This is a genomic window from Pseudomonas sp. ABa2, assembly GCF_056676075.1.
In genome coordinates this window covers 2,485,043-2,508,344 of record NZ_CM155239.1, presented here as the reverse complement: position 1 = coordinate 2,508,344, position 23,302 = coordinate 2,485,043, and the positions used below count along the sequence as shown (strand labels likewise).

Here is a 23,302-nt window from a genome sequence, read left to right as displayed (position 1 = left end):
CGTTTATGCCAGCGCCGCGCGCCGGCCGCGCTCCAGGTCGACGCTGGCCAGGATCAGCAGGCCGATGACGAAGTAGCTGCCAGTGATCAGCATCGCCAGGCGGTGGTCGCCGCCGCTCAGCCAGCTGGTCAGGCCGTAGGTCATGGGGCCGAGGATGGACGCCAGCTTGACCGCCTGGCCCCACAGGCCGAAGAACTCCGCCAGGCGCGTCGACGGCGCCAGTAGCCCGACTATGGCGCGCCCGGCCGACTGGCTGGCGCCCATGCACAGGCCAGCGAGGTTGGCGGCCAGCCAGAACAACAGCGGCCCCTGGGCCGCCCAGACCAGACCGACCATGGCGATCCAGCCCAGCAGGGTAAGGCTCAGGGTGGCGCGGTGGCCGATACGGTCCTGCAGCCAGCCGAACAGCACGGCGCCGATGGCGGCGGTGACGTTCACCGCGAAGATCAGTAGCAGGGTGTCCTGGGTGCTGAAGCCCATGACCTGGTCGGCATAGATGGCGGCCAGGGTGATCACCGCCGAGATGCCGGCCTGATAGCACACGGTGCACAGCAGAAAGCGCAGCAGGTCGCGGTAGCGCCCGGCCTCGCCCAGGGTCTGGGCGAGGCGTGCCCAGGCCGCCCGTGCGCCGGTGGCGGCGCCCAGCTGCGGCCGGCTGCGCTCGCGCAGGAAGAGAAAGGTGGGCGTGCAGGCGATGGCGAACAACGCCGCGGTGATCAGCATGCAGGCCGGCACGAACTGCTCGGCACTTTGGCCCTGTGCCTGCGCCCAGGTCACGTAGGCCAGGCAGGCGCCCAGGCTGACCAGCCCGCCGATATAGCCGAAGCCCCAGCCCCAGCCCGAGACCCGGCCCAGCGCCTCGCGTCGGGCCAGTTCGGGGAGGAAGGCGGCGATCAGGTTCTCGCCGGTGCCGAAGCAGAAGTTCGACAGCACGATAAAGATCAGCGCAACGACCAGCGTGTCCGGCCCGGCCAGTGCCAGCCCCGCGGTAAACAGGATGCAGCCGAGGGCGCTGAACAGCAGCAGGCGCTTCTTGCAGGCGAGGGCGTCGGCATAGGCGCCGAGCAGCGGCGCACTGAGGATGACCAGGGCATAGGACAGGGCGATTGCGCTGGTCCAGGCCAGGGTGCCCCAGGCCTGGCCGCCGGCCACCACGGCGACGAAGTAGGCGTTGAACACCGCGGTGATCACCACCGTGGTGTAGCCGGAGTTGGCGAAGTCGAACATCGCCCAGGCCCAGACTTCTCGGCGGCGTACGCCGGGGGCGAGACTGCTTGGCATGCGGCTCTCTCTTACATCGCGTTGGTAGCTGCAAGCCTAGCCGGGGGTGGCCGTCTCGTCAGGCGGGACGCCCATCTTGCCTATTGGGCGCATAATGGCCACTGACCTACACAACCTGTGAGGGTTGCCGATGTCTCGTCCGCCACCGTCAACCAAGGCCGCGCCGGGTTGCGAAAGGGATGTGGAGCGCCTGCTGGAGATCGTGCGGCGCACCGTCAGCGAGTTGCGCCCGCAGGCCGCGACTGCGCTGCAACCGTGCCTGGACAGCGTGCTGGATCGCGATCTGGGCCTGGACAGCCTGGCCCGCGCCGAGTTGTGGGCGCGCATCGAGCAGGAATTCGGCGTGCGCCTGCCGGATAGCCTGTTCGCCAGTGCCGAGACCCCCGCCGACCTGCTGCGGGCGCTGCAGGGGCGAACTGCGCCGGCGGCCGCCGCGTCGCCCGTCGTCGCGCCCGACACCGAGGCGGACACCGCCCAGGTGCCGGCGACGGCGCAGACCCTGATGCAGGTGCTGGAGTGGCACGCGCGCCGCCACCCGCAACGCACCCACGTGCACCTGCTGGGCGAGGGCGACGAGCAAGAGGACATCAGCTACGGCGCTCTGCACCGCGGCGCCCAGGCGGTGGCCGCCGGCCTGCAGCTCGGCGGCCTGCGGCCGGGGCAGGCGGTGGCGCTGATGCTGCCCACCGGGCGCGACTTTCTCTACGCCTTCTTCGGCATCCTGCTGGCCGGCGGGGTGCCCGTGCCCATCTATCCGCCCCTGCGCCTGTCGCAGATCGAGGAGCACCTGCGCCGCCAGGTCGGCATCCTCACCAACGCCGAGGCGCGGTTGCTGATCACGGTGAGCGAGGCGCGCCTGCTGGCCCGCCTGCTGCGCCCGCAGGTGCCGAGCCTGCGGCGTATCGCCAGCGTCGCCGAACTGGCCGGCGAGGGCGGCGGCTGCGTCACGCCGGCCAGGGGCGCGCAGGACCTCGCCTTCCTGCAGTACACCTCGGGCAGCACCGGCCAGCCCAAGGGGGTGATGGTCAGCCACGCCAACCTGCTGGCCAACCTGCGCGCCATGGGCCAGGCCCTGCAGGTGGGGCCGCAGGATGTGTTCGTCAGCTGGCTGCCGATGTACCACGACATGGGCCTGATCGGCGCCTGGCTGGGCAGCCTGTACCACGGCGTGCGCCTGGCGCTGATGTCGCCGCTGGCCTTCCTCGCCCGCCCGGCGCGCTGGCTGTGGACCATCCATCGCTTGCGCGGCACGCTGTCGGCGGCGCCCAACTTCGCCTACGAACTGTGCCTGAGCAAGTTGCCCGAGGCGGAGCTGGAGGGCCTCGACCTGAGCTGCTGGCGTCTGGCCTGCAACGGCGCCGAGCCGGTCAACCCGGATACCCTGCGGCGCTTCGCCGAGCGTTTTGCCCGCTACGGCCTGGCCCCGGCCGCGCAGACCCCGGTCTACGGCCTGGCCGAGGCGACCCTGGGCGTGGCCTTTCCGCCGCTGGGCCGCGGGCTGCTGGTCGACCGGGTGCAGCGCGAGGCGTTCCAGCGCCGCGGCGAGGCGCGACCGGCGGGCGCGCAGGATGACGCGGTGCTGCAATTCGTCGCCTGCGGCCGGCCGTTGCCGGGGCACCGCATCCGCATCGTCGACGAGCGCGGCGTCGAGCTGCCCGAGCGCCGCGAAGGGCACCTGCAGTTCAGCGGCCCGTCCACCAGCGCCGGCTACTTGCGCAACCCGGAGGAAACCCGCCGGGTCCTGCGCGACGGCTGGATGGACTCGCTCGACCTGGCCTACATGGCCGGCGGCGAGGTCTACCTGACCGGGCGCGCCAAGGACCTGATCATCCGCGCCGGGCGCAACATCTACCCCTACGACCTGGAAACCGCGGTGGGCAACCTGGCGGGGTTGCGCAAGGGCTGCGTCGCGGTGTTCGGCAGCCAGGATCCGGCCAGTGGCACGGAGCGCCTGGTGGTGCTGGCGGAAACCCTGGAGCAGGAGGCCGGGCGGCGTCGGCAACTGCAGCAGGAGGTCAGCCGCGTGGTGCTCGAGCTGGCCGGCGTGCCGCCGGACGACATCGTCCTGGCGCCGCCGCACAGCGTGCTGAAGACCTCCAGCGGCAAGATCCGCCGCGCGGCCTGCCGCGAGTCCTACGAGCGCGGCGAAATCGGCCGGCCGCGTCTGGCGGTGTGGCGGCAGCTGCTGCGGCTGGTCGGCCAGGGCCTGCGCGGGCAGCTGCGGAGCAGCTGGCGTGATGCCGGCGCGTGGCTCTATGGCCTGTACTGCTGGCTGCTGTTCGCGTTGCTGGCGGCGCCGACCTGGCTCGGCGTGGCCCTGTTGCCGCGGCGGCGCTGGTCTCGTCTGTGGGCGCGGGCCGGGGCGCGCCTGTACCTCGCGCTGTCCGGCGTGTCGCCGGCGGTCGGCGGGTTGCAGCGGCTGTCCACCGCTTCGGTACAGGTCCTGGCCGCCAACCATGCCAGCTACCTGGACGGTCTGCTGCTCTGCGCCGTGCTGCCGCCGCAGTTCGCCTTCGTCGCCAAGCGCGAGCTGGCCGAGCAGCGCATCGCCGGGCGTTTCCTGCGCCGGCTCGGCGCCCACTTCGTCGAGCGCGTCGACCCGCGCGGTGGCGCCGCCGATGCCGAGGCACTGCTGACGGCGCTGGCGGCAGGCGAGTCGCTGGTGATCTTCCCCGAGGGCACCTTCGGCCCCGAGCCGGGGCTGCGGCCGTTGCGCATGGGTGCCTTCGTCCTGGCCGCGCGCAGTGGCGCCGAGCTGCTGCCGCTGGCCATCGGCGGTACGCGCGAGTGGCTGCGCGACGGTCACTGGCTGCCTCGTCGGAGTTCGCTGCGGGTCGAGTTCTGTGCGCCGCTGAGGGCGCAGCAGAACAGCTGGCTGGAGGCGATCCGCCTGCGCGATGCGACCCGTGCGGCGCTGTTGCAGCAGCTGGAGGAGGGTGAGCGGGTGCCGCGCTTCGGTTAGCGCGGCCCGCGTGCACGGATGGGCGGGATCTGGCTTATGGTTGAGCCTGATCCTGGCTGCGAGTCGACCGCCTATGCGCATTCCGTTGCTGTTTGTCGTGCTGCTGCTCGGCTGCGCCACCGCGCCCGAGCCTCCCCAGGCGCCGCCGGATTGCGCCCCGCGCAGGGCGGTGCAGGTGGTCGACCACGGCCTGCACGCCGGCCTGCTGCTGCCGGCGGCCGACCTGCTGCAGCGCCTGCCGGCCCTGGCCGAGGACTTCCCAGGCACGGGTTTTATCGAGCTGGGCTGGGGCGACGAGGGCTTCTACCGCAACCCGGATGCCGGTTTCGCTCAGGGCGTGCAGGCGCTGTTCTGGTCGGGCGACAGCGTGCTGCACCTGGTGCAGCTGGCCGCGCGGCCGACTGGCGGGCAGATGACCCTGGCGCCGGACGAGGCGGGCTACCAGCGTCTGCTGGACTACCTGCTGGCCGGCTTCGCCCTGGATGCCGAAGGCCGGCCGCAAGCGCTCGGCCCCGGCCTGTACGGGCACAGTCGCTTCTACCGGGCCAACGGCCGCTACTCGCTGCTCAATACCTGCAACACCTGGGTCGCCGAGGCGCTGGCGGCGGCCGGGCTGCCGCTCGGCGAGGGCTCGCCGCTGACCGCATCCGGGCTGATGAGGCAACTGCGGAGCCCGGCGCTGGCGGGTTTCATCTGCCAAGCGCCGTGACCGCGCCAGCCTGCAGTCGGCGCCTGCCCGGATTGCATCCGGGCTGCAGTGTCATTCAGCGCGGCAGCGCCTCGAGTATCTGCAGGGCCACCCGCACCCGCTCGGCGTTGGGGTAGTTGCGGTTGGCCAGCAGCACCAGGCCGATGTCCCGTGCCGGCAGCAGCAGGACATAGGCGCCGAAGCCGTTGGTCGAGCCGGTCTTGTTCAGCAGCAGGTCGCCTGTGGCGGGTATGGTCGCGTCGAAGCGCTCGATGGCCTGTGGCTGCAGCGCCATGTCCGCGGAGTTGCCGGCCTGCAGGCGCGCCAGGTCGATGGGGTAGGCGTAGCGCTCCCAGCCCAGGCCCTGGCTCATGTCGCCGACCCGGTAATAGCCGGTCTGGGTCATCGCCACGGCGCGCGGCCAGGGCTCGGGTAGCGCCTCGGGGTGCAGGTTGGCCTCGACGAAACGCAGCAGATCCGCCGCGCTGGCTTTTACCCCATAGGCCTCGGCGTCCAGCATGCCGGGGTTGACCCGCACCGGCTGATCCGCCTTGTCGTAGCCCTGGGCGTAGGCGGGCAGGCGCGATGGCGGTACCTGGATATAACTTTGCGTCAGGGCGAAGGCCGGAAACAGCCGCCGTTCCATCGATTCGGCAAAAGGCTCGCCCAGGCTGGCGGCGGCCAGGTGGGCGAACAGGCCGATGCTCGGGTTGGAGTAGAGGCGCTGGGTGCCGGCGGCATAGCTCGGTTGCCAGCTGCGGTAATAGGCCAGCATCGACGCGCGATCCAGCACCTGTTCGGGAAACTGCAGGGGCAGGCCGCCGGCGCTGTAGGTGGCCAGGTCGAGCAGGCTGATCTGCTCGAAGGGGCCGCCGCGCAGCTCGCTCAGGTGCTGGCTGGCGCTGTCGTGCAGGTCGAGTTTGCCGCTGGCCGCGGCGTAGGCGCCCAGGGTGGCGCTGAACAACTTGCTGACCGAGCCGATCTCGAACAGGGTGGCGTCGTCGACGGCTTGCCCCGTTTCCCTCGAGGCCAGGCCGTAGTTGAAGGTGTAGCGCCGGCCCTCGACGCTCAGGGCGACCGCCATGCCGGCAATGGCGTGCTCGGCCATCAGCGGTTCAATGATGGCGTTCACCGCCGTTTCGATCTGCTGCTTCGCCGTGCTGCCGGCCAGAGTGTCGCCGGCGCCGAGCAGCAAGCCCAGCAGGAACGCTGCACGCAGGCGACTTAAAGTAGATTCTAGTATTTTTAATTTCATTAAAATCAATTATTTATTGAGTTTATATAAGGTGAATTGTCACGTTTTGCGCGCTCGCTAGCGCGATGCTGGCGATGCGGCGGCGTCGCCAATGCTAGCCGGTGAGGTCAGCGTACAGGGTGATGCAGGGCGAGAAAGGCTGCAATCGCCTCGTTGACCGGCTGCGGGTGCGTGACGGGGCCCATATGGCCGAGACCGGCGAATTCAAGCCGCTCGACCCGGGGCAGGCTGGCCAGCAACAGCTCGGCCACCGCGTGCGCGGCGGCGGTCGAGCGCTCGCCGAGCAGGTAGAGCACCGGCACGCGCAGCGTGGTGAAGGCCGCCAGCGCTGTGGGCTCGCTGAGCAGCGCATAAGCCCAGCGGCGCACGTTGCGCACCGAGGCGGTGATGGGGGCCTGACGCCGCTCGGGCATCTGCCGCCAGCTGCCGGGCCCCATCCAGTAGTCGATAAAGTGTTCGGCGGCCGCCGCGGGATCGCCCGCATCCAGAGCGGCCGCCGATTGCGCCACTGTCGCGCGAATGCCGTCGGCGGCATTGGGCGGCGGTTGCCGGGCATCGATCAGGGCGAACAACGTCGGTTCGTAAAGCACCAACGCGGCGATCCGCTCGGGGTGCCTGAGGGCGGCGAGCAGGGCCACCGCCGCGCCGTAGGAGTGACCGACCAGCGCCAGTGGTGCGCCGGCCTTCGCCAGCAGCGGTTCGATCAGCTCGACTTCGTCGCCCAGGCTGATCTGCCGATCCGACGGCCAGTCCGGACTCTTGCCGGCGCCGTAGGCGTCGGGCGCGAGGACTCGGTAGTCGGGCGCCAGGCGCTCCATCAGCGCTAGCCACTGGCTGGAACTGCTGGCGTTGGCGTGCAGGCAGACCACCGCCGGGCCGTTGCCGGCCTCGCGACAGAAGGCTTCGTGTGGCATGCAACCTCCCGCGCTAGACGCGCACGCCTTGCTCGCGCAGGCGCTTGTACAGGGTATTGCGGCTGACGCCCAGGCGCCGCGCCAGGCCCGAGACGTTGCCGCCGCAGGCGCGGTACTGGCTGGCCAGATCGCTGGGCTCGACCGACGATGCCTGCGCCGCACCGGGTGCGCTCGCCGGCAGATCGAGGAAGAAGTCGTCCGGCAGGTGCTCGGCACGGATGGGCTGGTCGTCGGCCATGGCCAGCGCCACGCGCAGCACGCTGCTGAGCTGACGCAGGTTGCCCGGCCAGGGATGACGCTGGAACAGTTCCACCACCTCGCGGCTGAGTCCGGCCCATTGCTTGGGTTCGCGGTGCTGCTCCCACAGCCGCTGGAACAGCGCCTGCTTGTCGCTGCGTTCGCGCAGCGGCGGCAGTTCCAGGTTCAGCCCGCTGATACGGTAGTACAGATCGGCGCGGAACTGACCGCTGTCGACGTCCTGGCGCAGCGGGCGGTTGGTCGCGGAAATCAGCCGCACGTCCACCGGATGCTGTTCGCTGCTGCCCAGCGGCTGCACGCAGCGCTCCTGCAGCACGCGCAGCAAACGGGCCTGCACCCGCAGCGGCATGTCGCCGATCTCGTCGAGAAACAGGGTGCCCTTGTGCGCCTTGCGGATCAGGCCGACATGGCCCTTCTGGCTGGCGCCGGTGAAGGCACCCTTCTCGTAGCCGAACAGCTCCGATTCCACCAGTTCCGCCGGAATGGCCGCGCAGTTGACCGCGATGAAGGGGTGGCTGGCGCGTGAGCTGGCACGGTGCAGGGCCTTGACGAAGACCTCCTTGCCGGCGCCGGTTTCACCCTGCACCAGGATCGGGATGTCCTTCTCCAGCAGGCGTTCGGCCTGGCGAATGACCTTGTCCATCCGCGCATCGCCCAGGCTCAGCGCATGCAGCTCGGGTTCGCCGCTGGGGCGCGGCGCGGTCTGCGGGCGGAAATCGCGGGCCTGGATCGGTGCCGGCTGCGCCGGGCGTCGAATCCGCGCATGGAAACGCAACTGGCCGCTGGTGCGCAGACCGAATGGCTGGCCGTCCGGCTGGTTTAGCAGTTGTTGCAAGGGCACGTCGAACAGCTGCTCGATGGCGCCGTAGGCCAGCGGTTGGCCGAGCAGGTTATCGGCGCGGCGGTTGGCCGAGACCACATGGCCCTGTTCGTCGAACACCACCAGGCCGGCCCAGGGGCTGTCGAGGTTGTCCAGGCTGGTGTTGAAGCTGAGCAGGTGGTACTGGTCGGCGAACAGCTTGAGGATCAGGCGGTTCTCCACCGACTGACTCATCATCTTGACCATGCCGAGGGTATGCGCCGGCGGCAGGTAGCTGTCGCTGGAGACGTCGAGCACGGCGATCATGCGCCGCTGTTCGTCGAAGATCGGCGAGGCCGAACCGGTCATGAAGCGGTTGGCCTTGAGGAAATGCTCGTCGTGCTGGATATGCACGGCCTGGCCGCAACCGAGTGCGGTGCCGATGGCATTGGTGCCGGTGTAGCGCTCCAGCCAGCTGGCGCCGGCGACGAAGCCGGCGGCCTGGCGCGGCTCGATGAAGCGCCGGTCGCCCCAGGACTGCAGCAGCCGGCCCTGCTCGTCGGCCAGCATGATCAGGCAGTTGGAGTTGGCGAGGATGGTGCCGTAGTAGGGCAGCACCTCCTGGTGGGTGGTCTGCACCAAGGCCTGGCGGCTTTCCAGCAGGGCCGAGAGTTCGTCGGGGGGCGGCGGGTCGAAGCGCGGCGTGCTCTGGTGGGTCAGGCCGTAGTCACGACAGCGCGACCAGGACTCCTGGATGATGGTGTCGTGTGCCGGGGCACGGGCAGCTTCTGTCATGGTGCGATCTCTTCTTGTCGGTTCGCGATCTGCGTCGCGATGGGTCCAGTTTCGTTCAAGCCTGTTCAATGTCAACGAACGAATTGTTCAGTTGTTCACATTCGACTGTTCAAAAGTGTTCAGTCGAACATCGCCCAGCAACCCGAACCTGCGCTTATTTCTCTTCTGGAACAGATAGATATTCTGATTTTTGGCGGTCTGGCACGCTTGTCGCTGTAGGTGTTCGAAACCGAATGGCACGACAAGAAAAAGGACAGGCCATGTCGCTCAAGCTCGAACACGTCACCCGTATCGTCGACGGCCAGGTGCATATCGACGATGCCTGCCTGAGTTTCGAACCCGGCTCCTTCAACGTCCTGCTCGGCCGCACGCTGGCGGGCAAGACCAGCCTGATGCGCCTGATGGCCGGGCTGGATCGCCCCAGCAGCGGGCGAGTGCTGATGAACGGCGCCGATGTCACCGGTGTGCCGGTGCGCCAGCGCAATGTGTCGATGGTCTACCAGCAGTTCATCAACTATCCGACCCTGACGGTGTTCGAGAACATCGCCTCGCCGCTGCGCCAGGCTGGGGTGGCCAAGGAGCAGATCGTCGAGAAGGTCGAGGCCACCGCGCGCATGCTGCGCATCGACAAGCTGCTGGCGCGCTACCCGCTGGAGCTGTCCGGCGGCCAGCAGCAGCGCACGGCGATGGCGCGGGCGCTGGTCAAGGATGCCTCGCTGATCCTGTTCGACGAGCCCCTGGTCAACCTCGACTACAAGCTGCGCGAGGAGCTGCGTCAGGAAATGCGCGAGCTGTTCCAGGCGCGCCACACCATCGCCATCTACGCCACCACCGAGCCCAACGAGGCGCTGGCCCTGGGTGGCACCACCACCATCCTGCACGAAGGACGGGTGGTGCAGAGCGGTAGGACCGCCGAGGTCTACCATCGCCCGCAGCAGGTGCTGGCCGCCGAGCTGTTCTCGGAACCTGCGATCAACCTGATGCCGGGGCGCATCAGTGGCACCGAGGTGAGCTTCGCCGATTGCGTGCACTTTCCGCTCAACCCCGATCTGCGCGGCATCGCCGAGGGCGAGTACCGCTTCGGCGTCAGGCCCAGCCATATCGGCCTGGTGCCGTCCAACGACGATGATCTGGAACTGGCCGTGACCGTCGAGCTGGCCGAGATCAGCGGCTCGGAAACCTTCCTCCACGTGCGCAACGAGCAGTTCGTGCTGGTGTTGCACCTACCCGGGGTGCACGAGTACGCGGTGGATGCGCCGATCCTCATCTATATCCCCACCCACAAGCTGTTCGTCTTCGCCGCCGACGGGCAACTGGTGCAGGCGCCCAGCCGTCGTCAGGGGAGGGCCGCCTGATGGCCGAGATTCGTCTGCACAACCTGGCGCACAGCTACAGCGGCGTGCCGAAAGCGCCTGAAGACTATGCAATTCGCGAGATGAACCACGTCTGGCAGCAGGGCGGCGCCTATGCATTGCTGGGGCCGTCGGGCTGCGGCAAGTCGACCCTGCTCAATATCATCTCCGGCCTGCTCAGCCCGTCTCAGGGCGAGGTGCAGTTCGACGGCAAGGCGGTCAACGCGCTGTCGCCGCAGCAGCGCAACATCGCCCAGGTTTTTCAGTTCCCGGTGGTCTACGACACCATGACGGTGTTCGACAACCTGGCCTTCCCGCTGCGCAACCAGGGCCTGGACGAAGCGCGGGTGATGAGCAAGGTGCACGAGATCGCCGAGGTGCTGGAACTGCATCCGCTGCTGCACAGGAAGGCGCGCAACCTCACCGCCGACGAGAAGCAGAAGGTCTCCATGGGCCGTGGCCTGGTGCGCGACGACGTGTCGGCGATCCTCTTCGACGAGCCCCTGACGGTGATCGACCCGCACCTGAAGTGGAAGCTGCGGCGCAAGCTCAAGCAGATCCACGAGCAGTTCAATATCACCATGGTCTACGTCACCCACGACCAGCTGGAGGCCTCCACCTTCGCCGACAAGATCGCGGTGATGTACGGCGGGCAGATCGTCCAGTTCGGCACGCCGCGCGAGTTGTTCGAGCGCCCCGGGCACACCTTCGTCGGCTACTTCATCGGCAGTCCGGGCATGAACCTGATCGAGGTGCAGCGCTGCGAGGGCGGGGTGCGTTTTGCCGGGACGGTATTGCCGCTCTCCGACGCGCTCAACCAGCGCCTGGTCGAGCTGGACGGCAAGCGCCTGCAGGTGGGCATCCGTCCCGAGTTCGTCCACGTCTGGGATGGCGCCTACGAAGACGCGCTGTGCGGTCGGGTGCTGCACGTCGAGGACCTCGGCACCTACAAGATCCTCACCTTCGACCTCGACGGCCAGGTGCTCAAGGCGCGCCTGCAGGAGGATCAGCCGGTGCCGCGCGAGCAGGTGTACCTGAGCTTCCCGGCGCAGTGGCTGATGCTCTACGCCGACGACTACCTGGTGGAGGTGGCGCCATGAGGGTGCAGAACAACAAGGCCTGGTGGCTGGTGCTGCCGGTGTTCCTGCTGGTGGCGTTCAGCGCCATCGTGCCGATGATGACGGTGGTCAATTACTCGGTGCAGGACATCTTCGATCCGTCCACCCGCTATTTCGTCGGCGTCGACTGGTATCGCCAGGTGCTGCAGGACCCGCGCCTGCACGATTCGCTGCTGCGCCAGTTCATCTTCTCCGCCTGCGTGCTGCTGATCCAGATTCCCTTGGGTATCGCCATCGCCCTGTGCATGCCGACGCGCGGGCGCTGGGCCTCGCTGTGCCTGATCCTGATGGCCATTCCGCTGCTGATCCCGTGGAACGTGGTGGGCACCATCTGGCAGATCTTCGGCCGCGCCGACATCGGCCTGATGGGCTGGGTGTTGAACAAGCTGGGCATCAGCTACAACTATGCCTCCAACACCATGGACGCCTGGGTGACGGTGCTGATCATGGACGTCTGGCACTGGACCTCGCTGGTGGCGCTGCTGTGCTACTCGGGGCTGCGCGCCATTCCCGACGTCTACTACCAGGCGGCGCGCATCGACCGCGCGTCGAACTGGGCGGTGTTCCGCCATATTCAGCTGCCCAAGCTGAAAAGCGTGCTGCTGATCGCGGTGATGCTGCGCTTCATGGACAGCTTCATGATCTACACCGAGCCCTTCGTGCTCACCGGCGGCGGGCCGGGCAACGCCACCACCTTCCTCAGCCAGACCCTGACGCAAATGGCCATCGGCCAGTTCGACCTGGGCCCGGCGGCGGCGTTCTCGCTGGTGTACTTCCTGATCATCCTGCTGGTGTCCTGGCTGTTCTACACCGCCATGACCCACGACGACAAAACCCGCTGAGGCCGACCATGATGCTGCGCAAACGCCTGGTGCTGCTGCTCTACTTCCTATTCCTGCTGGTGCCGATCTACTGGCTGCTGAACATGTCGTTCAAGGGCAACACCGAGATTCTCGGCGGCCTCAGCCTGTGGCCGCAGAACTTCACCCTGGACAACTACCGGGTGATCTTCACCGACCGCAGCTGGTACGAGGGCTACCTCAACTCGCTGTACTACGTCAGCCTCAACACCCTGATCTCGCTCAGCGTGGCGCTGCCGGCGGCCTATGCCTTCTCGCGCTACCGCTTCCTCGGCGACAAGCACCTGTTCTTCTGGCTGCTGACCAACCGCATGGCGCCGCCGGCGGTGTTCCTGCTGCCGTTTTTCCAGCTGTACTCGTCCATCGGCCTGTTCGACACCCATATCGCCGTGGCGCTGGCGCACTGCCTGTTCAACGTGCCGCTGGCGGTGTGGATTCTCGAGGGCTTCATGTCCAGCGTGCCCAAGGAAATCGACGAGACGGCCTATATCGACGGCTACAGTTTTCCCAAGTTCTTCGTGAAGATCTTCATTCCGCTGATTCGCTCCGGCATCGGCGTCACCGCCTTCTTCTGCTTCATGTTCTCCTGGGTCGAGCTGCTGCTGGCGCGCACCCTGACCTCGGTGGACGCCAAGCCCATCGCGGCGGTGATGACCCGTACCGTGTCCGCCTCGGGCATCGACTGGGGCGTGCTGGCCGCCGCCGGGGTGCTGACCATCCTTCCGGGGATGCTGGTGATCTGGTTCGTTCGCAACCATGTGGCCAAGGGCTTCGCCCTCGGTCGCGTGTAAGGGAGGTTTGTCATGAGCTGGATGGCCTGGACTCTACCGACCGCGCTGTTCTTTGCCGGCATCGCCATGCTGCTGGCCGGCATGACGCTGGTCGAGCTGCGCTGGCCGTGCGTCGAGCGCAAGGGTTTTCTGCCGATTGCCACCACCCGGGGCGATCGGCTGTTTATCGGTCTGCTCGGCAGCGCCTACCTGCACCTGCTGGTGATAGGCGTGACCGACTGGAGCGTGTGGATAGCCTCGCTGCTATCACTGTTGTGGTTGTGCGCAGTCATGCGCTGGGGCTGAGCCGGGCTGCCACCGGTATGCCTCTCCCCATATCCTGAGATGGAGGTCTCTATGTTCGACAATAACAACAAGACCCGACATAGCATGGCGTTGGCCGCCCTGCTGGCGTTGTCCGGTTTGAGCGGTGCGGCCTGGGCCGATGCCTTTGAGGAGGCCGCGAAGAAATGGATCGCCGAGGAGTTCAATCCCTCGACCCTGACGCCCGAGCAGCAGCTTGAAGAGCTGAAATGGTTTATCAAGGCCGCCGAGCCGTTCCGCGGCATGAACATCAGTGTGGTGTCGGAAACCATCACCACCCACGAGTACGAGTCCAAGGTGCTGGCCAAGGCTTTCAGCGAGATCACCGGCATCAAGCTCAAGCACGACCTGCTGCAGGAAGGCGACGTGGTCGAGAAGCTGCAGACCCAGATGCAGTCGGACAAGAACATCTACGACGGCTGGGTCAACGACTCCGACCTGATCGGCACTCACGCGCGCTACGGCAAGGCGGTGGCGATCAGCGACATGATCGCCGGCGAGGCCAAGGACTTCACTTCGCCGACCCTGGATCTCGAGGACTTCATCGGCATCTCCTTCACCACCGGGCCGGACAAGAAGATCTACCAGCTGCCGGACCAGCAGTTCGCCAACCTCTACTGGTTCCGCGCCGACTGGTTCGAGCGCCCGGAGCTCAAGGCCAAGTTCAAGGAAATCTACGGCTACGAGCTGGGCGTGCCGGTCAACTGGTCGGCCTACGAGGACATCGCCGAGTTCTTCTCGGTGCACGTCAAGGAAATCGACGGCCAGCGCGTCTACGGCCATATGGATTACGGCAAGAAGGACCCGTCGCTGGGCTGGCGCTTTACCGATGCCTGGTTCTCCATGGCCGGCGGCGGCGACAAGGGCCTGCCCAACGGCCTGCCGGTGGACGAATGGGGCATTCGCGTCGACGGCTGCCGGCCGGTGGGCTCCAGCGTCGCCCGTGGCGGCGACACCAACGGTCCGGCGGCGGTCTACGCCACCAGCAAGTACGTCGACTGGATGCGTCAGTACGCCCCGCCGGAAGCCCAGGGCATGACCTTCTCCGAGGCCGGGCCGGTGCCGGCGCAGGGCGCCATCGCCCAGCAGATCTTCTGGTACACCGCCTTTACCGCCGACATGACCAAGCCGGGCCTGCCGGTGGTCAACGAGGACGGTACGCCGAAGTGGCGCATGGCACCGTCGCCCAAGGGGCCGTACTGGGAGGAGGGCATGAAGCTCGGCTACCAGGACGCCGGCTCCTGGACCTTCCTCAAGTCCACCCCGGAGAAGCAGCGTCTGGCCGCCTGGCTCTATGCCCAGTTCGTCACCTCCAAGACCGTGTCGCTGAAGAAGACCCTGGTTGGCCTGACGCCGATCCGCGAGTCGGACATCAACTCCCAGGCCATGACCGACGCCGCGCCCAAGCTCGGTGGGCTGGTGGAGTTCTACCGCAGCCCGGCGCGGGTGCAATGGACGCCGACCGGCACCAACGTGCCGGACTATCCGCGTCTGGCCCAGCTGTGGTGGCAGTTCATCGCCGAGGCGGCCAGCGGCGACAAGACCCCGCAGCAGGCGCTCGATGGTCTGGCCGCGGCGCAGGACACCATGCTCGGCCGCCTGGAGCGCTCCGGCGTGCTGGGTGAATGCGGGCCGAAGCTGAACGAGCCGCGTGATCCGCAATACTGGCTGGATCAGCCGGGTGCGCCGAAACCGAAGCTGGACAATGAAAAGCCCAAGGGCGAGACCATCGCCTATGACGAGCTGCTTAAATCCTGGGAGCAGGCGCGCAACTGATCGGTAAGGCAGAAACGACAACGGCACCCGCAGGTGCCGTTGTTCGTTGTGTAGCGCTGCTTATTTATGCAGGTGTTCGGCTGCGTGCAGGGTGTTTTCCAGCAGGCCGGCGCGGGTCATCGGGCCGACGCCGCCCGGCACTGGGGTGATCCAGCTGGCGCGGGGCAGGGCGGTCTCGTAGACCACGTCGCCGACCAGCTTGCCGTCTTCCTGACGGTTGATGCCGACGTCGATGACGATGGCGCCTTCCTTGATCCACTCGCCCTTGACCAGACCCGGCTTGCCGGCGGCGACCACGACGATATCGGCCTGGCCAACGTGGGTCGGCAGATCCTTGGTGAAGCGGTGGGTGACGGTGACGGTGCAACCGGCCAGCAGCAGCTCCATGGCCATCGGCCGGCCGACGATATTGGAGGCGCCGACTACTACTGCATGCATGCCGTACAGATCGACGCCGGTGCTTTGCAGCAGGGTCATGATGCCCTTCGGCGTGCAGGGGCGCAGCAGCGGCATGCGCTGGGCCAGGCGACCGATGTTGTAGGGGTGGAAACCGTCCACGTCCTTGTCCGGGCGAATGCGCTCGAGCAGCAGGGAGGAGTCCAGGTGTTCGGGCAACGGCAGTTGTACCAGGATGCCGTCGATGGCCGGGTCTTCGTTGAGTTCGTCGATCAGGGCGAGCAGATCGGCCTGGCTGGTCTCTGCCGGCAGATCATAGGCGCGGGAAACAAAGCCGACTTCTTCGCAGTCCTTGCGTTTATGTGACACATAGACCTGGGAGGCGGGATCGGTGCCAACCAGGATCACGGCCAGGCCTGGCGCACGAAGGCCTTGCTGGCGGCGTTCGGCGACACGTTGGGCAATCTGCTGGCGGAGGCTGGCGGCGATCGCCTTGCCGTCGATCAGTTGTGCGGTCATTGCGCTGATTAACCATTAATAAGGATGAAAAAAGGACGCGCATTCTCGCATGGGCGCTCCCTCGGGCAAAGGCGCCTACTGTCGTTTTCGCGTAACTCCTTTATATCGCTGAATTTTTTTGATTTTTTCTGTTGACGGGGTGTGGCCGCCTCTATAACATTCGCCCCGCTTGTCGAGCACAGCCAGTCGCTGGGTAAGACGGCAGCGGTAAAGCCCTTGTGGTAGAGCCTAAGCCGAAAGCTTTAAGTCTGCGCTTGCAGATGGATAGGCGCCCGTAGCTCAGCTGGATAGAGCATCCGCCTTCTAAGCGGATGGTCGCAGGTTCGAGTCCTGCCGGGCGTGCCATTTGGCAGCTAGGCATGCAAGCAAAAAGCAATATGGTGGGCGTAGCTCAGTTGGTAGAGCACAGGATTGTGGCTCCTGGTGTCGTGGGTTCGATTCCCATCGTCCACCCCATATTCCAGAACGCCAGGCCCCAAGGCCTGGCGTTTTTGTTTTAAGGTTCCGACCACGCGGACGTGGTGAAATTGGTAGACACACCAGATTTAGGTTCTGGCGCCGCAAGGTGTGAGAGTTCGAGTCTCTCCGTCCGCACCATCTTTATCTAGCCCTCCCGACTGCCGCCTGCTTCTAGGGTGACTTCTGCACATCGACCCTCTAGAATGCATGCCCTTGATTCGGGGCCGGTTCGAGCCGGCTTATGTCTGTGCAACGAGGAATATCCATGCAAGTTTCTGTTGAAAGCACTTCTGCTCTTGAGCGCCGCATGACCGTCGGCGTCCCCGTCGAGCGCATCGAGACCGAAGTCAACAAGCGTCTGCAGCAGACTGCCCGTCGCGCCAAGGTTCCTGGCTTCCGTCCTGGCAAGGTGCCGATGAGCGTCATCCGTCAGCGTTACGAAGACGCCGCTCGTCAGGAAGCCCTGGGCGACCTGATCCAGGCCACCTTCTACGAAGCCGTGGTCGAGCAGAAGCTGAACCCGGCTGGTGCGCCGTCCGTCGAGCCGAAGTCCTTCGAGAAGGGCAAGGATCTGGAATACGTCGCCACCTTCGAAGTGTTCCCCGAGTTCCAGGTTGCCGGTTTCGACTCCATCGCCATCGAGCGCCTGCAAGCCGACGTGGTCGATAGCGACGTCGACAACATGCTGGACATCCTGCGCAAGCAGAACACCCGTTTCGAAGCCGTCGAGCGTGCCGCCGAGAATGGCGACCAGCTGAACATCGACTTCGTCGGCAAGATCGACGGCGAAGCCTTCGCCGGCGGCAGCGCCAAGGGTACTCAGCTGGTGCTGGGCTCCGCTCGCATGATCCCGGGCTTCGAAGATGCCCTGGTCGGCGTCAAGGCTGGTGAAGAGCGCGTGATCAACCCGACCTTCCCCGAGGATTACCAGAACCTCGACCTGGCCGGCAAAACCGCCGAGTTCACCGTCACCGTGAACAGCGTTTCCGCCCCGCAACTGCCTGAGCTGAACGACGAGTTCTTCGCCCTGTTCGGCATCAAGGAAGGCGGTCTGGAAGGCTTCCGCGCCGAAGTACGCAAGAACATGGAGCGCGAATTGCGCCAGGCCATCAAGTCCAAGGTGAAGAGCCAGGTGATGGACGGCCTGCTGGCCGCCAACCCGGTCGAAGTGCCGAAGGCGCTGATCAGCAACGAAGTGAACCGTCTGCGCGTGCAGGCCGTTCAGCAGTTCGGCGGCAACATCAAGCCGGATCAGCTGCCGGCCGAGCTGTTCGAAGAGCAGGCCAAGCGCCGCGTCGTGCTGGGTCTGATCGTCGCCGAAGTGGTCAAGCAGTTCGAGCTGAAGCCCGATGACGCCCGCGTGCGCGAGCTGATCCAGGAAATGGCGTCGGCCTACCAGGAGCCGGAGCAGGTCGTGGCCTGGTACTACAAGAACGACCAGCAGATGAACGAAGTTCGCTCGGTTGTACTGGAAGAACAAGTTGTAGATACTGTTCTGCAGAAGGCCAACGTGACCGACAAAACGGTCTCCTACGAAGACGCAGTCAAGCCGGCAGAAGCCCCGAAAGCCGACTGATCTCGCAACCTCGTTCGAGCACACCATAAGCCAGCCTTAGTGCTGGCTTATGCGTATTTGAGACATGACTATTTAGGGAGTGAGCGCAAGACATGTCCCGCAATCCTTTTATGCAACACATGCCCGACATCCAGGCCGCCGGCGGCCTGGTGCCCATGGTCGTCGAACAGTCGGCCCGCGGTGAGCGTGCCTACGACATCTATTCGCGCCTGCTCAAAGAGCGGGTGATCTTCCTGGTCGGCCCGGTTGAAGACTACATGGCCAACCTGGTGGTGGCGCAGCTGCTGTTCCTCGAGGCGGAGAACCCGGACAAGGACATCCACCTGTACATCAACTCGCCGGGCGGTGCGGTGACTGCCGGCATGTCGATCTACGACACCATGCAGTTCATCAAACCGGACGTCTCCACCATCTGCATCGGCCAGGCCTGCAGCATGGGGGCGTTGCTGCTGGCTGGCGGCGCCGCCGGCAAGCGTTACTGCCTGCCGCATTCGCGCATGATGATCCACCAGCCGCTGGGCGGCTTCCAGGGCCAGGCCTCGGATATCGAGATCCATGCCCGCGAGATCCTCACCATTCGCGAGCGCCTGAACAAGATCCTCGCCGACCACTGCAACCAGCCGATCGAGGTCATCGCCAAGGATACCGACCGCGACAACTTCATGAGCGGCGAGGCGGCGGTGGAGTACGGTCTGATCGACAAGGTTCTGGACAAGCGTCAACTGGCGGTCTGAAGCACCGCGCCATAGAGCGGTCGGCGACGAGTCGGCCGCGTCGCGGGCTTGAAAATGCCCGCATTTGCCTTCATCTTGTGTTTCAAGCCTACCGTATTGGATTGATCGAATGACTGATACCCGCAACGGCGAGGACAACGGCAAGCTGCTCTATTGCTCTTTCTGCGGCAAAAGCCAGCATGAAGTACGCAAATTGATTGCCGGTCCCTCCGTATTCATCTGCGACGAGTGCGTCGACCTGTGCAACGACATCATCCGCGAGGAGGTGCAGGAAGCCCAGGCCGAGAGCAGTGCGCACAAATTGCCGGCTCCCAAGGAAATCAGCAGCATCCTCGATCAGTATGTGATCGGTCAGGAGCGGGCCAAGAAGGTGCTTTCGGTAGCGGTGTACAACCACTACAAGCGCCTCAACCAGCGCGACAAGAAAGACGATGTCGAGCTGGGCAAGAGCAATATTCTGCTGATCGGTCCGACCGGCTCGGGCAAGACCCTGCTGGCGGAAACCCTGGCGCGTCTGCTCAACGTGCCGTTCACCATCGCCGACGCCACCACCCTGACCGAAGCCGGTTACGTGGGCGAGGACGTCGAGAACATCATCCAGAAGCTGTTGCAGAAGTGCGACTACGACGTCGAGAAGGCCCAGATGGGCATCGTCTATATCGATGAAATCGATAAGATCTCGCGCAAGTCGGACAATCCCTCGATCACCCGCGATGTGTCGGGCGAGGGCGTGCAGCAGGCGCTGCTCAAGCTGATCGAAGGCACCGTGGCCTCGGTTCCGCCGCAGGGCGGGCGCAAGCATCCGCAGCAGGAGTTCCTGCAGGTCGATACGCGCAACATCCTGTTCATCTGCGGCGGCGCCTTCTCCGGCCTGGAGAAGGTCATCCAGGGGCGCTCGACCAAGGGTGGCATCGGTTTCAACGCCGAGGTGCGCAGCAAGGACACCGGTAAGAAACTCGGCGAGTCCCTGCGTGAAGTGGAGCCGGACGATCTGGTTAAGTTCGGTCTAATCCCCGAGTTCGTCGGTCGTCTGCCGGTGATCGCCACCCTCGAGGAGCTGGACGAAGCGGCGCTGGTACAGATTCTCACCGAGCCGAAGAACGCGCTGACCAAGCAGTACGCCAAGCTGTTCGAGATGGAAGGGGTGGATCTGGAGTTCCGTCCGGATGCGCTGAAATCAGTCGCACACAAGGCCCTGGAGCGCAAGACCGGCGCCCGCGGCCTGCGTTCGATCCTCGAGGGTATCTTGCTCGACACCATGTACGAGATCCCTTCCCAGCAGGAAGTGAGCAAGGTGGTGATCGACGAGAGCGTGATCGAAGGCAGCTCCAAGCCGCTGCTGATCTACGAGAACAGCGAGCCGCAAGCCAAAGCCGCGCCAGACGTGTAACGCTCAAGTTACATGGTGCAATGAAGGGGCCCGCTGGGCCCCTTCGCTTTTCTGGCCGCAGTGCTTGTTTTTTGCCGGGCCTACCCCCATCTTAAAAGCCAAGGGTAATCCCATCTGTTTACGGCCTTATGGCCGCCGCTGAGCCGAAATCATGAAGACAACCATCGAATTGCCTCTCCTGCCATTGCGCGATGTTGTGGTCTATCCGCACATGGTGATCCCGCTTTTTGTCGGGCGCGAGAAATCTATCGAAGCCCTGGAGGCAGCGATGACGGGCGACAAGCAGATTCTTCTGGTCGCCCAGAAGAATCCTGCGGTCGATGATCCGGATGATCAGGATCTGTATCGGGTCGGTACCGTCGCCACCGTACTGCAGCTGCTCAAGCTGCCCGACGGCACCGTCAAGGTGCTGGTCGAGGGCGAGCAGCGCGGTGCCATCGAGCGCTTCATAGAGGTCGACGGCCACTGCCGTGCTGAGGTGCAACTGATTGAGGAGGGTGACACCGCCGAGCGCGAGTCCGAGGTGTTCACCCGCAGCCTGCTGAGCCAGTTCGAGCAGTACGTGCAGTTGGGCAAGAAGGTGCCGGCCGAGGTGCTGTCCTCGCTCAACGGCATCGACGAGCCGAGCCGGCTGGTCGACACCATGGCGGCGCATATGGCACTGAAGATCGAGCAGAAGCAGGAGATCCTCGAAATCACCTCGCTGTCCGCTCGTGTCGAGCATGTGCTGGCGCTGCTGGATGCCGAGATCGACCTGCTGCAGGTGGAAAAGCGCATTCGCGGCCGGGTCAAGAAGCAGATGGAGCGCAGCCAGCGCGAGTACTACCTGAATGAGCAGATGAAGGCCATTCAGAAGGAGCTGGGCGACATCGACGAAGGGCATAGCGAGCTCGACGAGCTGCGCAAGCGCATCGACAACGCCGGTCTGTCCAAGGAGGCGCTGACCAAGGCCAATGCCGAGCTGAACAAGCTCAAGCAGATGTCGCCGATGTCTGCCGAAGCCACCGTGGTGCGTACCTACATCGATTGGCTGGTCAACGTGCCGTGGAAGGCCGAGAGCAAGGTGCGTCTCGACCTGGCGCGCGCTGAGAGCATTCTCGATGCCGACCACTACGGCCTGGAGGAGGTCAAGGAGCGCATCCTCGAGTACCTCGCCGTGCAGAAGCGGGTGAAGAAGCTCAAGGGGCCGGTGCTCTGCCTGGTCGGCCCGCCCGGCGTGGGCAAGACCTCGCTGGCCGAGTCCATCGCCACTGCGACCAACCGCAAGTTCGTGCGCATGGCCCTGGGCGGTGTACGCGACGAAGCCGAAATTCGCGGCCACCGCCGCACCTACATCGGCTCGATGCCCGGCCGCCTGATCCAGAAGATGACCAAGGTCGGCGTGCGCAACCCGTTGTTCTTGCTCGACGAGATCGACAAGATGGGCCAGGACATGCGTGGCGACCCCGCCTCGGCGTTGCTCGAGGTGCTCGATCCGGAGCAGAACCACAACTTCAACGATCACTATCTGGAAGTCGATTACGACCTGTCCGACGTGATGTTCCTCTGCACCGCCAACTCGATGAACATTCCCGGGCCGCTGCTGGACCGCATGGAAGTCATCCGCCTGCCGGGCTACACCGAGGACGAGAAGGTCAATATCGCCATCAAGTACCTGGCGCCGAAGCAGACCCAGGCCAACGGCCTGAAGAAGGGCGAGCTGGCGTTCGACGAAGGCGCCATTCGCGACATCATCCGCTACTACACCCGCGAGGCCGGGGTGCGCGGCCTGGAGCGGCAGATCGCCAAGGTCTGCCGCAAGGCGGTGAAGGAGCACCTGCGCGAGAAGCGCTTCCAGGTTCAGGTCACGGCCGAGTCGCTGGAGCATTTTCTCGGCGTGCGCAAGTACCGTTACGGCCTGGCCGAGCAGCAGGATCAGATCGGCCAGGTCACCGGTCTGGCCTGGACCCAGGTGGGCGGCGAGTTGCTGACCATCGAAACCGCCGTGGTACCGGGCAAGGGCGTGCTGATCAAGACCGGCTCGCTCGGCGACGTCATGGCCGAGTCCATGACCGCTGCCATGACCGTGGTGCGCAGTCGCGCCAAGAGCCTGGGGATCGCCGCCGATTTCAACGAGAAGCGCGACGTTCACATCCATATGCCGGAAGGCGCCACGCCCAAGGACGGCCCCAGCGCGGGTATCGGCCTGTGCACCGCGCTGGTGTCGGCACTGACCCAGATTCCGGTGCGCGCCGATGTGGCCATGACCGGCGAGATCACCCTGCGTGGTCAGGTGTTGGCCATTGGCGGGCTCAAGGAAAAACTTCTGGCGGCTCACCGGGGCGGGATCAAGACGGTGATCATTCCGGAAGAAAACGTGCGCGACCTGCGGGAAATTCCGGAAAATATTAAGCAAGACCTGCAGATTAAACCGGTTAAATGGATTGACGAGGTCCTGCAAATTGCGCTGCAATACGCCCCGGAGCCCTTGCCCGATGCGGCTCCGGAGATGGTTGCAACGGATGACAAACGCGAGTCTGATTCCAAGGAGCGAATCAGCACGCATTAGCCGGGGGGCTTCCTTGACACATTTTTTGAGCCCTTGTTATAAAGCGGCTCTTATTGTGTCGGCAGGCCATCCAGCACCCGCTTTGCTTACACTAAAAATCAAGAAACAAACTCAACAGAAATAAGGGGACTTAGAGTGAACAAGTCGGAACTGATCGATGCCATCGCTGCATCTGCTGATATCCCGAAAGCTGTTGCTGGCCGCGCGCTGGATGCAGTGATTGAATCCGTCACTGGCGCTCTGAAGGCTGGCGATTCCGTTGTACTGGTTGGTTTCGGTACCTTCGCTGTCAAAGAGCGCGCTGCTCGCACTGGTCGCAACCCGCAGACCGGCAAGCCGATCAGCATCGCTGCTGCCAAGATCCCGGGCTTCAAAGCCGGTAAAGCTCTGAAAGACGCCGTCAACTAAGCGTCTTCCGGGTCTTTGCCCCGCCGCTGCGCACAGGTTGCGCAGCGGTCGCGAAGCGCCAAGGTCGGCTCAGCCTGCATCAGCCGCTTCGCACGTTACGAGAAGGCGCATCCTCGGATG

General features: G+C 65.3%; 18 protein-coding genes and 3 tRNA genes. 16 read left to right on the top strand and 5 right to left on the bottom strand.

All coding sequences use genetic code 11. The features are described from left to right. Positions 1-3: 3 nt before the first annotated feature. Entirely contained in the window at positions 4-1,281 is a 1,278-nt protein-coding gene (locus AC1G9C_RS12265) for an MFS transporter (protein WP_480410347.1), read from the bottom strand. A gap of 181 nt (positions 1,282-1,462) precedes the next feature. Here AC1G9C_RS12265 and AC1G9C_RS12260 point away from each other — a divergent pair, with 181 nt between their 5' ends. Continuing rightward, positions 1,463-4,243: an AMP-binding protein gene (locus tag AC1G9C_RS12260; protein WP_480410346.1), complete on the top strand. Its 2,781-nt coding sequence runs from the start codon at positions 1,463-1,465 to the stop codon at positions 4,241-4,243. Between the two features lie 73 nt (positions 4,244-4,316). Next, positions 4,317-4,952, top strand: a complete 636-nt coding sequence (locus tag AC1G9C_RS12255; protein WP_480410345.1) for a DUF2459 domain-containing protein — start codon at positions 4,317-4,319, stop codon at positions 4,950-4,952. 55 nt (positions 4,953-5,007) lie between these two features. On the opposite strand, the gene ampC is transcribed toward AC1G9C_RS12255, so the two are convergent. The 3 genes from ampC to AC1G9C_RS12240 form a co-directional block, all read right to left on the bottom strand. Further along, complete coding sequence (ampC, locus tag AC1G9C_RS12250) at positions 5,008-6,186, bottom strand: class C beta-lactamase (protein WP_480410344.1); 1,179 nt, start codon at positions 6,184-6,186, stop codon at positions 5,008-5,010. 107 nt (positions 6,187-6,293) lie between these two features. Beyond that, positions 6,294-7,100 (bottom strand): alpha/beta fold hydrolase, encoded by an 807-nt coding sequence (locus AC1G9C_RS12245; RefSeq protein WP_480410343.1) that lies wholly within the window; start codon positions 7,098-7,100, stop codon positions 6,294-6,296. A 13-nt stretch (positions 7,101-7,113) separates the two neighbouring features. Then, positions 7,114-8,952, bottom strand: coding sequence for a sigma-54-dependent Fis family transcriptional regulator (locus AC1G9C_RS12240; protein ID WP_480410342.1), 1,839 nt, complete (start codon positions 8,950-8,952; stop codon positions 7,114-7,116). 260 nt (positions 8,953-9,212) lie between these two features. Between AC1G9C_RS12240 and AC1G9C_RS12235 the strand changes: the two genes are divergently transcribed. The 6 genes from AC1G9C_RS12235 to AC1G9C_RS12210 are packed head-to-tail and all read left to right on the top strand — an operon-like array spanning position 9,213 to position 15,152. Continuing rightward, the gene (locus AC1G9C_RS12235; protein WP_021445163.1) at positions 9,213-10,307 is read left to right on the top strand and encodes an ABC transporter ATP-binding protein; all 1,095 of its coding nucleotides are present in this window, start codon (positions 9,213-9,215) and stop codon (positions 10,305-10,307) included. Next, positions 10,307-11,404 carry an ABC transporter ATP-binding protein gene (locus AC1G9C_RS12230; RefSeq protein WP_480410341.1) on the top strand — a complete coding sequence of 366 codons (1,098 nt, stop codon included), beginning with the start codon at positions 10,307-10,309 and terminating at the stop codon, positions 11,402-11,404. The genes AC1G9C_RS12235 and AC1G9C_RS12230 overlap by 1 nt, the downstream gene beginning before the upstream one ends. After that, positions 11,401-12,264 carry a carbohydrate ABC transporter permease gene (locus tag AC1G9C_RS12225; RefSeq protein WP_045735967.1) on the top strand — a complete coding sequence of 288 codons (864 nt, stop codon included), beginning with the start codon at positions 11,401-11,403 and terminating at the stop codon, positions 12,262-12,264. Before AC1G9C_RS12230 ends, AC1G9C_RS12225 begins: the two co-directional genes overlap by 4 nt. Before the next feature lie 8 nt (positions 12,265-12,272). After that, complete coding sequence (locus AC1G9C_RS12220) at positions 12,273-13,073, top strand: carbohydrate ABC transporter permease (protein ID WP_021445160.1); 801 nt, start codon at positions 12,273-12,275, stop codon at positions 13,071-13,073. A gap of 12 nt (positions 13,074-13,085) precedes the next feature. Beyond that, on the top strand, positions 13,086-13,358 hold the full coding sequence (locus AC1G9C_RS12215; RefSeq protein WP_397498452.1) for a DUF2160 domain-containing protein: 273 nt from the start codon (positions 13,086-13,088) through the stop codon (positions 13,356-13,358). Between the two features lie 51 nt (positions 13,359-13,409). After that, positions 13,410-15,152 carry an ABC transporter substrate-binding protein gene (locus tag AC1G9C_RS12210; RefSeq protein ID WP_021445158.1) on the top strand — a complete coding sequence of 581 codons (1,743 nt, stop codon included), beginning with the start codon at positions 13,410-13,412 and terminating at the stop codon, positions 15,150-15,152. 60 nt (positions 15,153-15,212) lie between these two features. Here AC1G9C_RS12210 and folD read toward each other — a convergent pair whose 3' ends face one another. Beyond that, a complete protein-coding gene (gene folD, locus AC1G9C_RS12205; protein WP_480410340.1) occupies positions 15,213-16,067 on the bottom strand; it encodes a bifunctional methylenetetrahydrofolate dehydrogenase/methenyltetrahydrofolate cyclohydrolase FolD in 855 nt (284 codons plus the stop codon). A gap of 268 nt (positions 16,068-16,335) precedes the next feature. On the opposite strand from folD, the gene AC1G9C_RS12200 reads away from it, so the two are divergent. The 8 genes from AC1G9C_RS12200 (at position 16,336) to hupB (ending at position 23,182) form a co-directional block, all read left to right on the top strand. Next, a tRNA-Arg gene (locus AC1G9C_RS12200) sits at positions 16,336-16,412 on the top strand. A 35-nt stretch (positions 16,413-16,447) separates the two neighbouring features. Continuing rightward, a tRNA-His gene (locus AC1G9C_RS12195) sits at positions 16,448-16,523 on the top strand. 56 nt (positions 16,524-16,579) lie between these two features. Next, a tRNA-Leu gene (locus tag AC1G9C_RS12190) sits at positions 16,580-16,664 on the top strand. A 127-nt stretch (positions 16,665-16,791) separates the two neighbouring features. Next, positions 16,792-18,102 (top strand): trigger factor, encoded by a 1,311-nt coding sequence (gene tig / locus AC1G9C_RS12185; protein WP_480410339.1) that lies wholly within the window; start codon positions 16,792-16,794, stop codon positions 18,100-18,102. A 92-nt stretch (positions 18,103-18,194) separates the two neighbouring features. After that, a complete protein-coding gene (gene clpP, locus AC1G9C_RS12180) occupies positions 18,195-18,836 on the top strand; it encodes an ATP-dependent Clp endopeptidase proteolytic subunit ClpP (protein WP_031303098.1) in 642 nt (213 codons plus the stop codon). A 109-nt stretch (positions 18,837-18,945) separates the two neighbouring features. Further along, positions 18,946-20,226 carry an ATP-dependent Clp protease ATP-binding subunit ClpX gene (gene clpX, locus AC1G9C_RS12175; protein WP_021443957.1) on the top strand — a complete coding sequence of 427 codons (1,281 nt, stop codon included), beginning with the start codon at positions 18,946-18,948 and terminating at the stop codon, positions 20,224-20,226. Between the two features lie 151 nt (positions 20,227-20,377). Then, on the top strand, positions 20,378-22,774 hold the full coding sequence (lon, locus tag AC1G9C_RS12170; protein WP_397498450.1) for an endopeptidase La: 2,397 nt from the start codon (positions 20,378-20,380) through the stop codon (positions 22,772-22,774). A 135-nt stretch (positions 22,775-22,909) separates the two neighbouring features. Then, positions 22,910-23,182, top strand: a complete 273-nt coding sequence (gene hupB / locus AC1G9C_RS12165) for a nucleoid-associated protein HU-beta (protein ID WP_003239952.1) — start codon at positions 22,910-22,912, stop codon at positions 23,180-23,182. The last annotated feature ends 120 nt before the right edge of the window (positions 23,183-23,302 follow it).

What these genes read in the sequence shown, in the direction of transcription:
- AC1G9C_RS12265 (WP_480410347.1), bottom strand. Translation starts at nt 1,281, where the DNA reads ATGCCAAGCAGTCTCGCCCCCGGCGTACGCCGCCGAGAAGTCTGGGCC.
- AC1G9C_RS12255 (WP_480410345.1), top strand. Translation starts at nt 4,317, where the DNA reads ATGCGCATTCCGTTGCTGTTTGTCGTGCTGCTGCTCGGCTGCGCCACC.
- ampC (WP_480410344.1), bottom strand. Translation starts at nt 6,186, where the DNA reads ATGAAATTAAAAATACTAGAATCTACTTTAAGTCGCCTGCGTGCAGCG.
- AC1G9C_RS12245 (WP_480410343.1), bottom strand. Translation starts at nt 7,100, where the DNA reads ATGCCACACGAAGCCTTCTGTCGCGAGGCCGGCAACGGCCCGGCGGTG.
- AC1G9C_RS12240 (WP_480410342.1), bottom strand. Translation starts at nt 8,952, where the DNA reads ATGACAGAAGCTGCCCGTGCCCCGGCACACGACACCATCATCCAGGAG.
- AC1G9C_RS12235 (WP_021445163.1), top strand. Translation starts at nt 9,213, where the DNA reads ATGTCGCTCAAGCTCGAACACGTCACCCGTATCGTCGACGGCCAGGTG.
- AC1G9C_RS12230 (WP_480410341.1), top strand. Translation starts at nt 10,307, where the DNA reads ATGGCCGAGATTCGTCTGCACAACCTGGCGCACAGCTACAGCGGCGTG.
- AC1G9C_RS12225 (WP_045735967.1), top strand. Translation starts at nt 11,401, where the DNA reads ATGAGGGTGCAGAACAACAAGGCCTGGTGGCTGGTGCTGCCGGTGTTC.
- AC1G9C_RS12220 (WP_021445160.1), top strand. Translation starts at nt 12,273, where the DNA reads ATGATGCTGCGCAAACGCCTGGTGCTGCTGCTCTACTTCCTATTCCTG.
- AC1G9C_RS12215 (WP_397498452.1), top strand. Translation starts at nt 13,086, where the DNA reads ATGAGCTGGATGGCCTGGACTCTACCGACCGCGCTGTTCTTTGCCGGC.
- AC1G9C_RS12210 (WP_021445158.1), top strand. Translation starts at nt 13,410, where the DNA reads ATGTTCGACAATAACAACAAGACCCGACATAGCATGGCGTTGGCCGCC.
- folD (WP_480410340.1), bottom strand. Translation starts at nt 16,067, where the DNA reads ATGACCGCACAACTGATCGACGGCAAGGCGATCGCCGCCAGCCTCCGC.
- tig (WP_480410339.1), top strand. Translation starts at nt 16,792, where the DNA reads ATGCAAGTTTCTGTTGAAAGCACTTCTGCTCTTGAGCGCCGCATGACC.
- clpP (WP_031303098.1), top strand. Translation starts at nt 18,195, where the DNA reads ATGTCCCGCAATCCTTTTATGCAACACATGCCCGACATCCAGGCCGCC.
- clpX (WP_021443957.1), top strand. Translation starts at nt 18,946, where the DNA reads ATGACTGATACCCGCAACGGCGAGGACAACGGCAAGCTGCTCTATTGC.
- lon (WP_397498450.1), top strand. Translation starts at nt 20,378, where the DNA reads ATGAAGACAACCATCGAATTGCCTCTCCTGCCATTGCGCGATGTTGTG.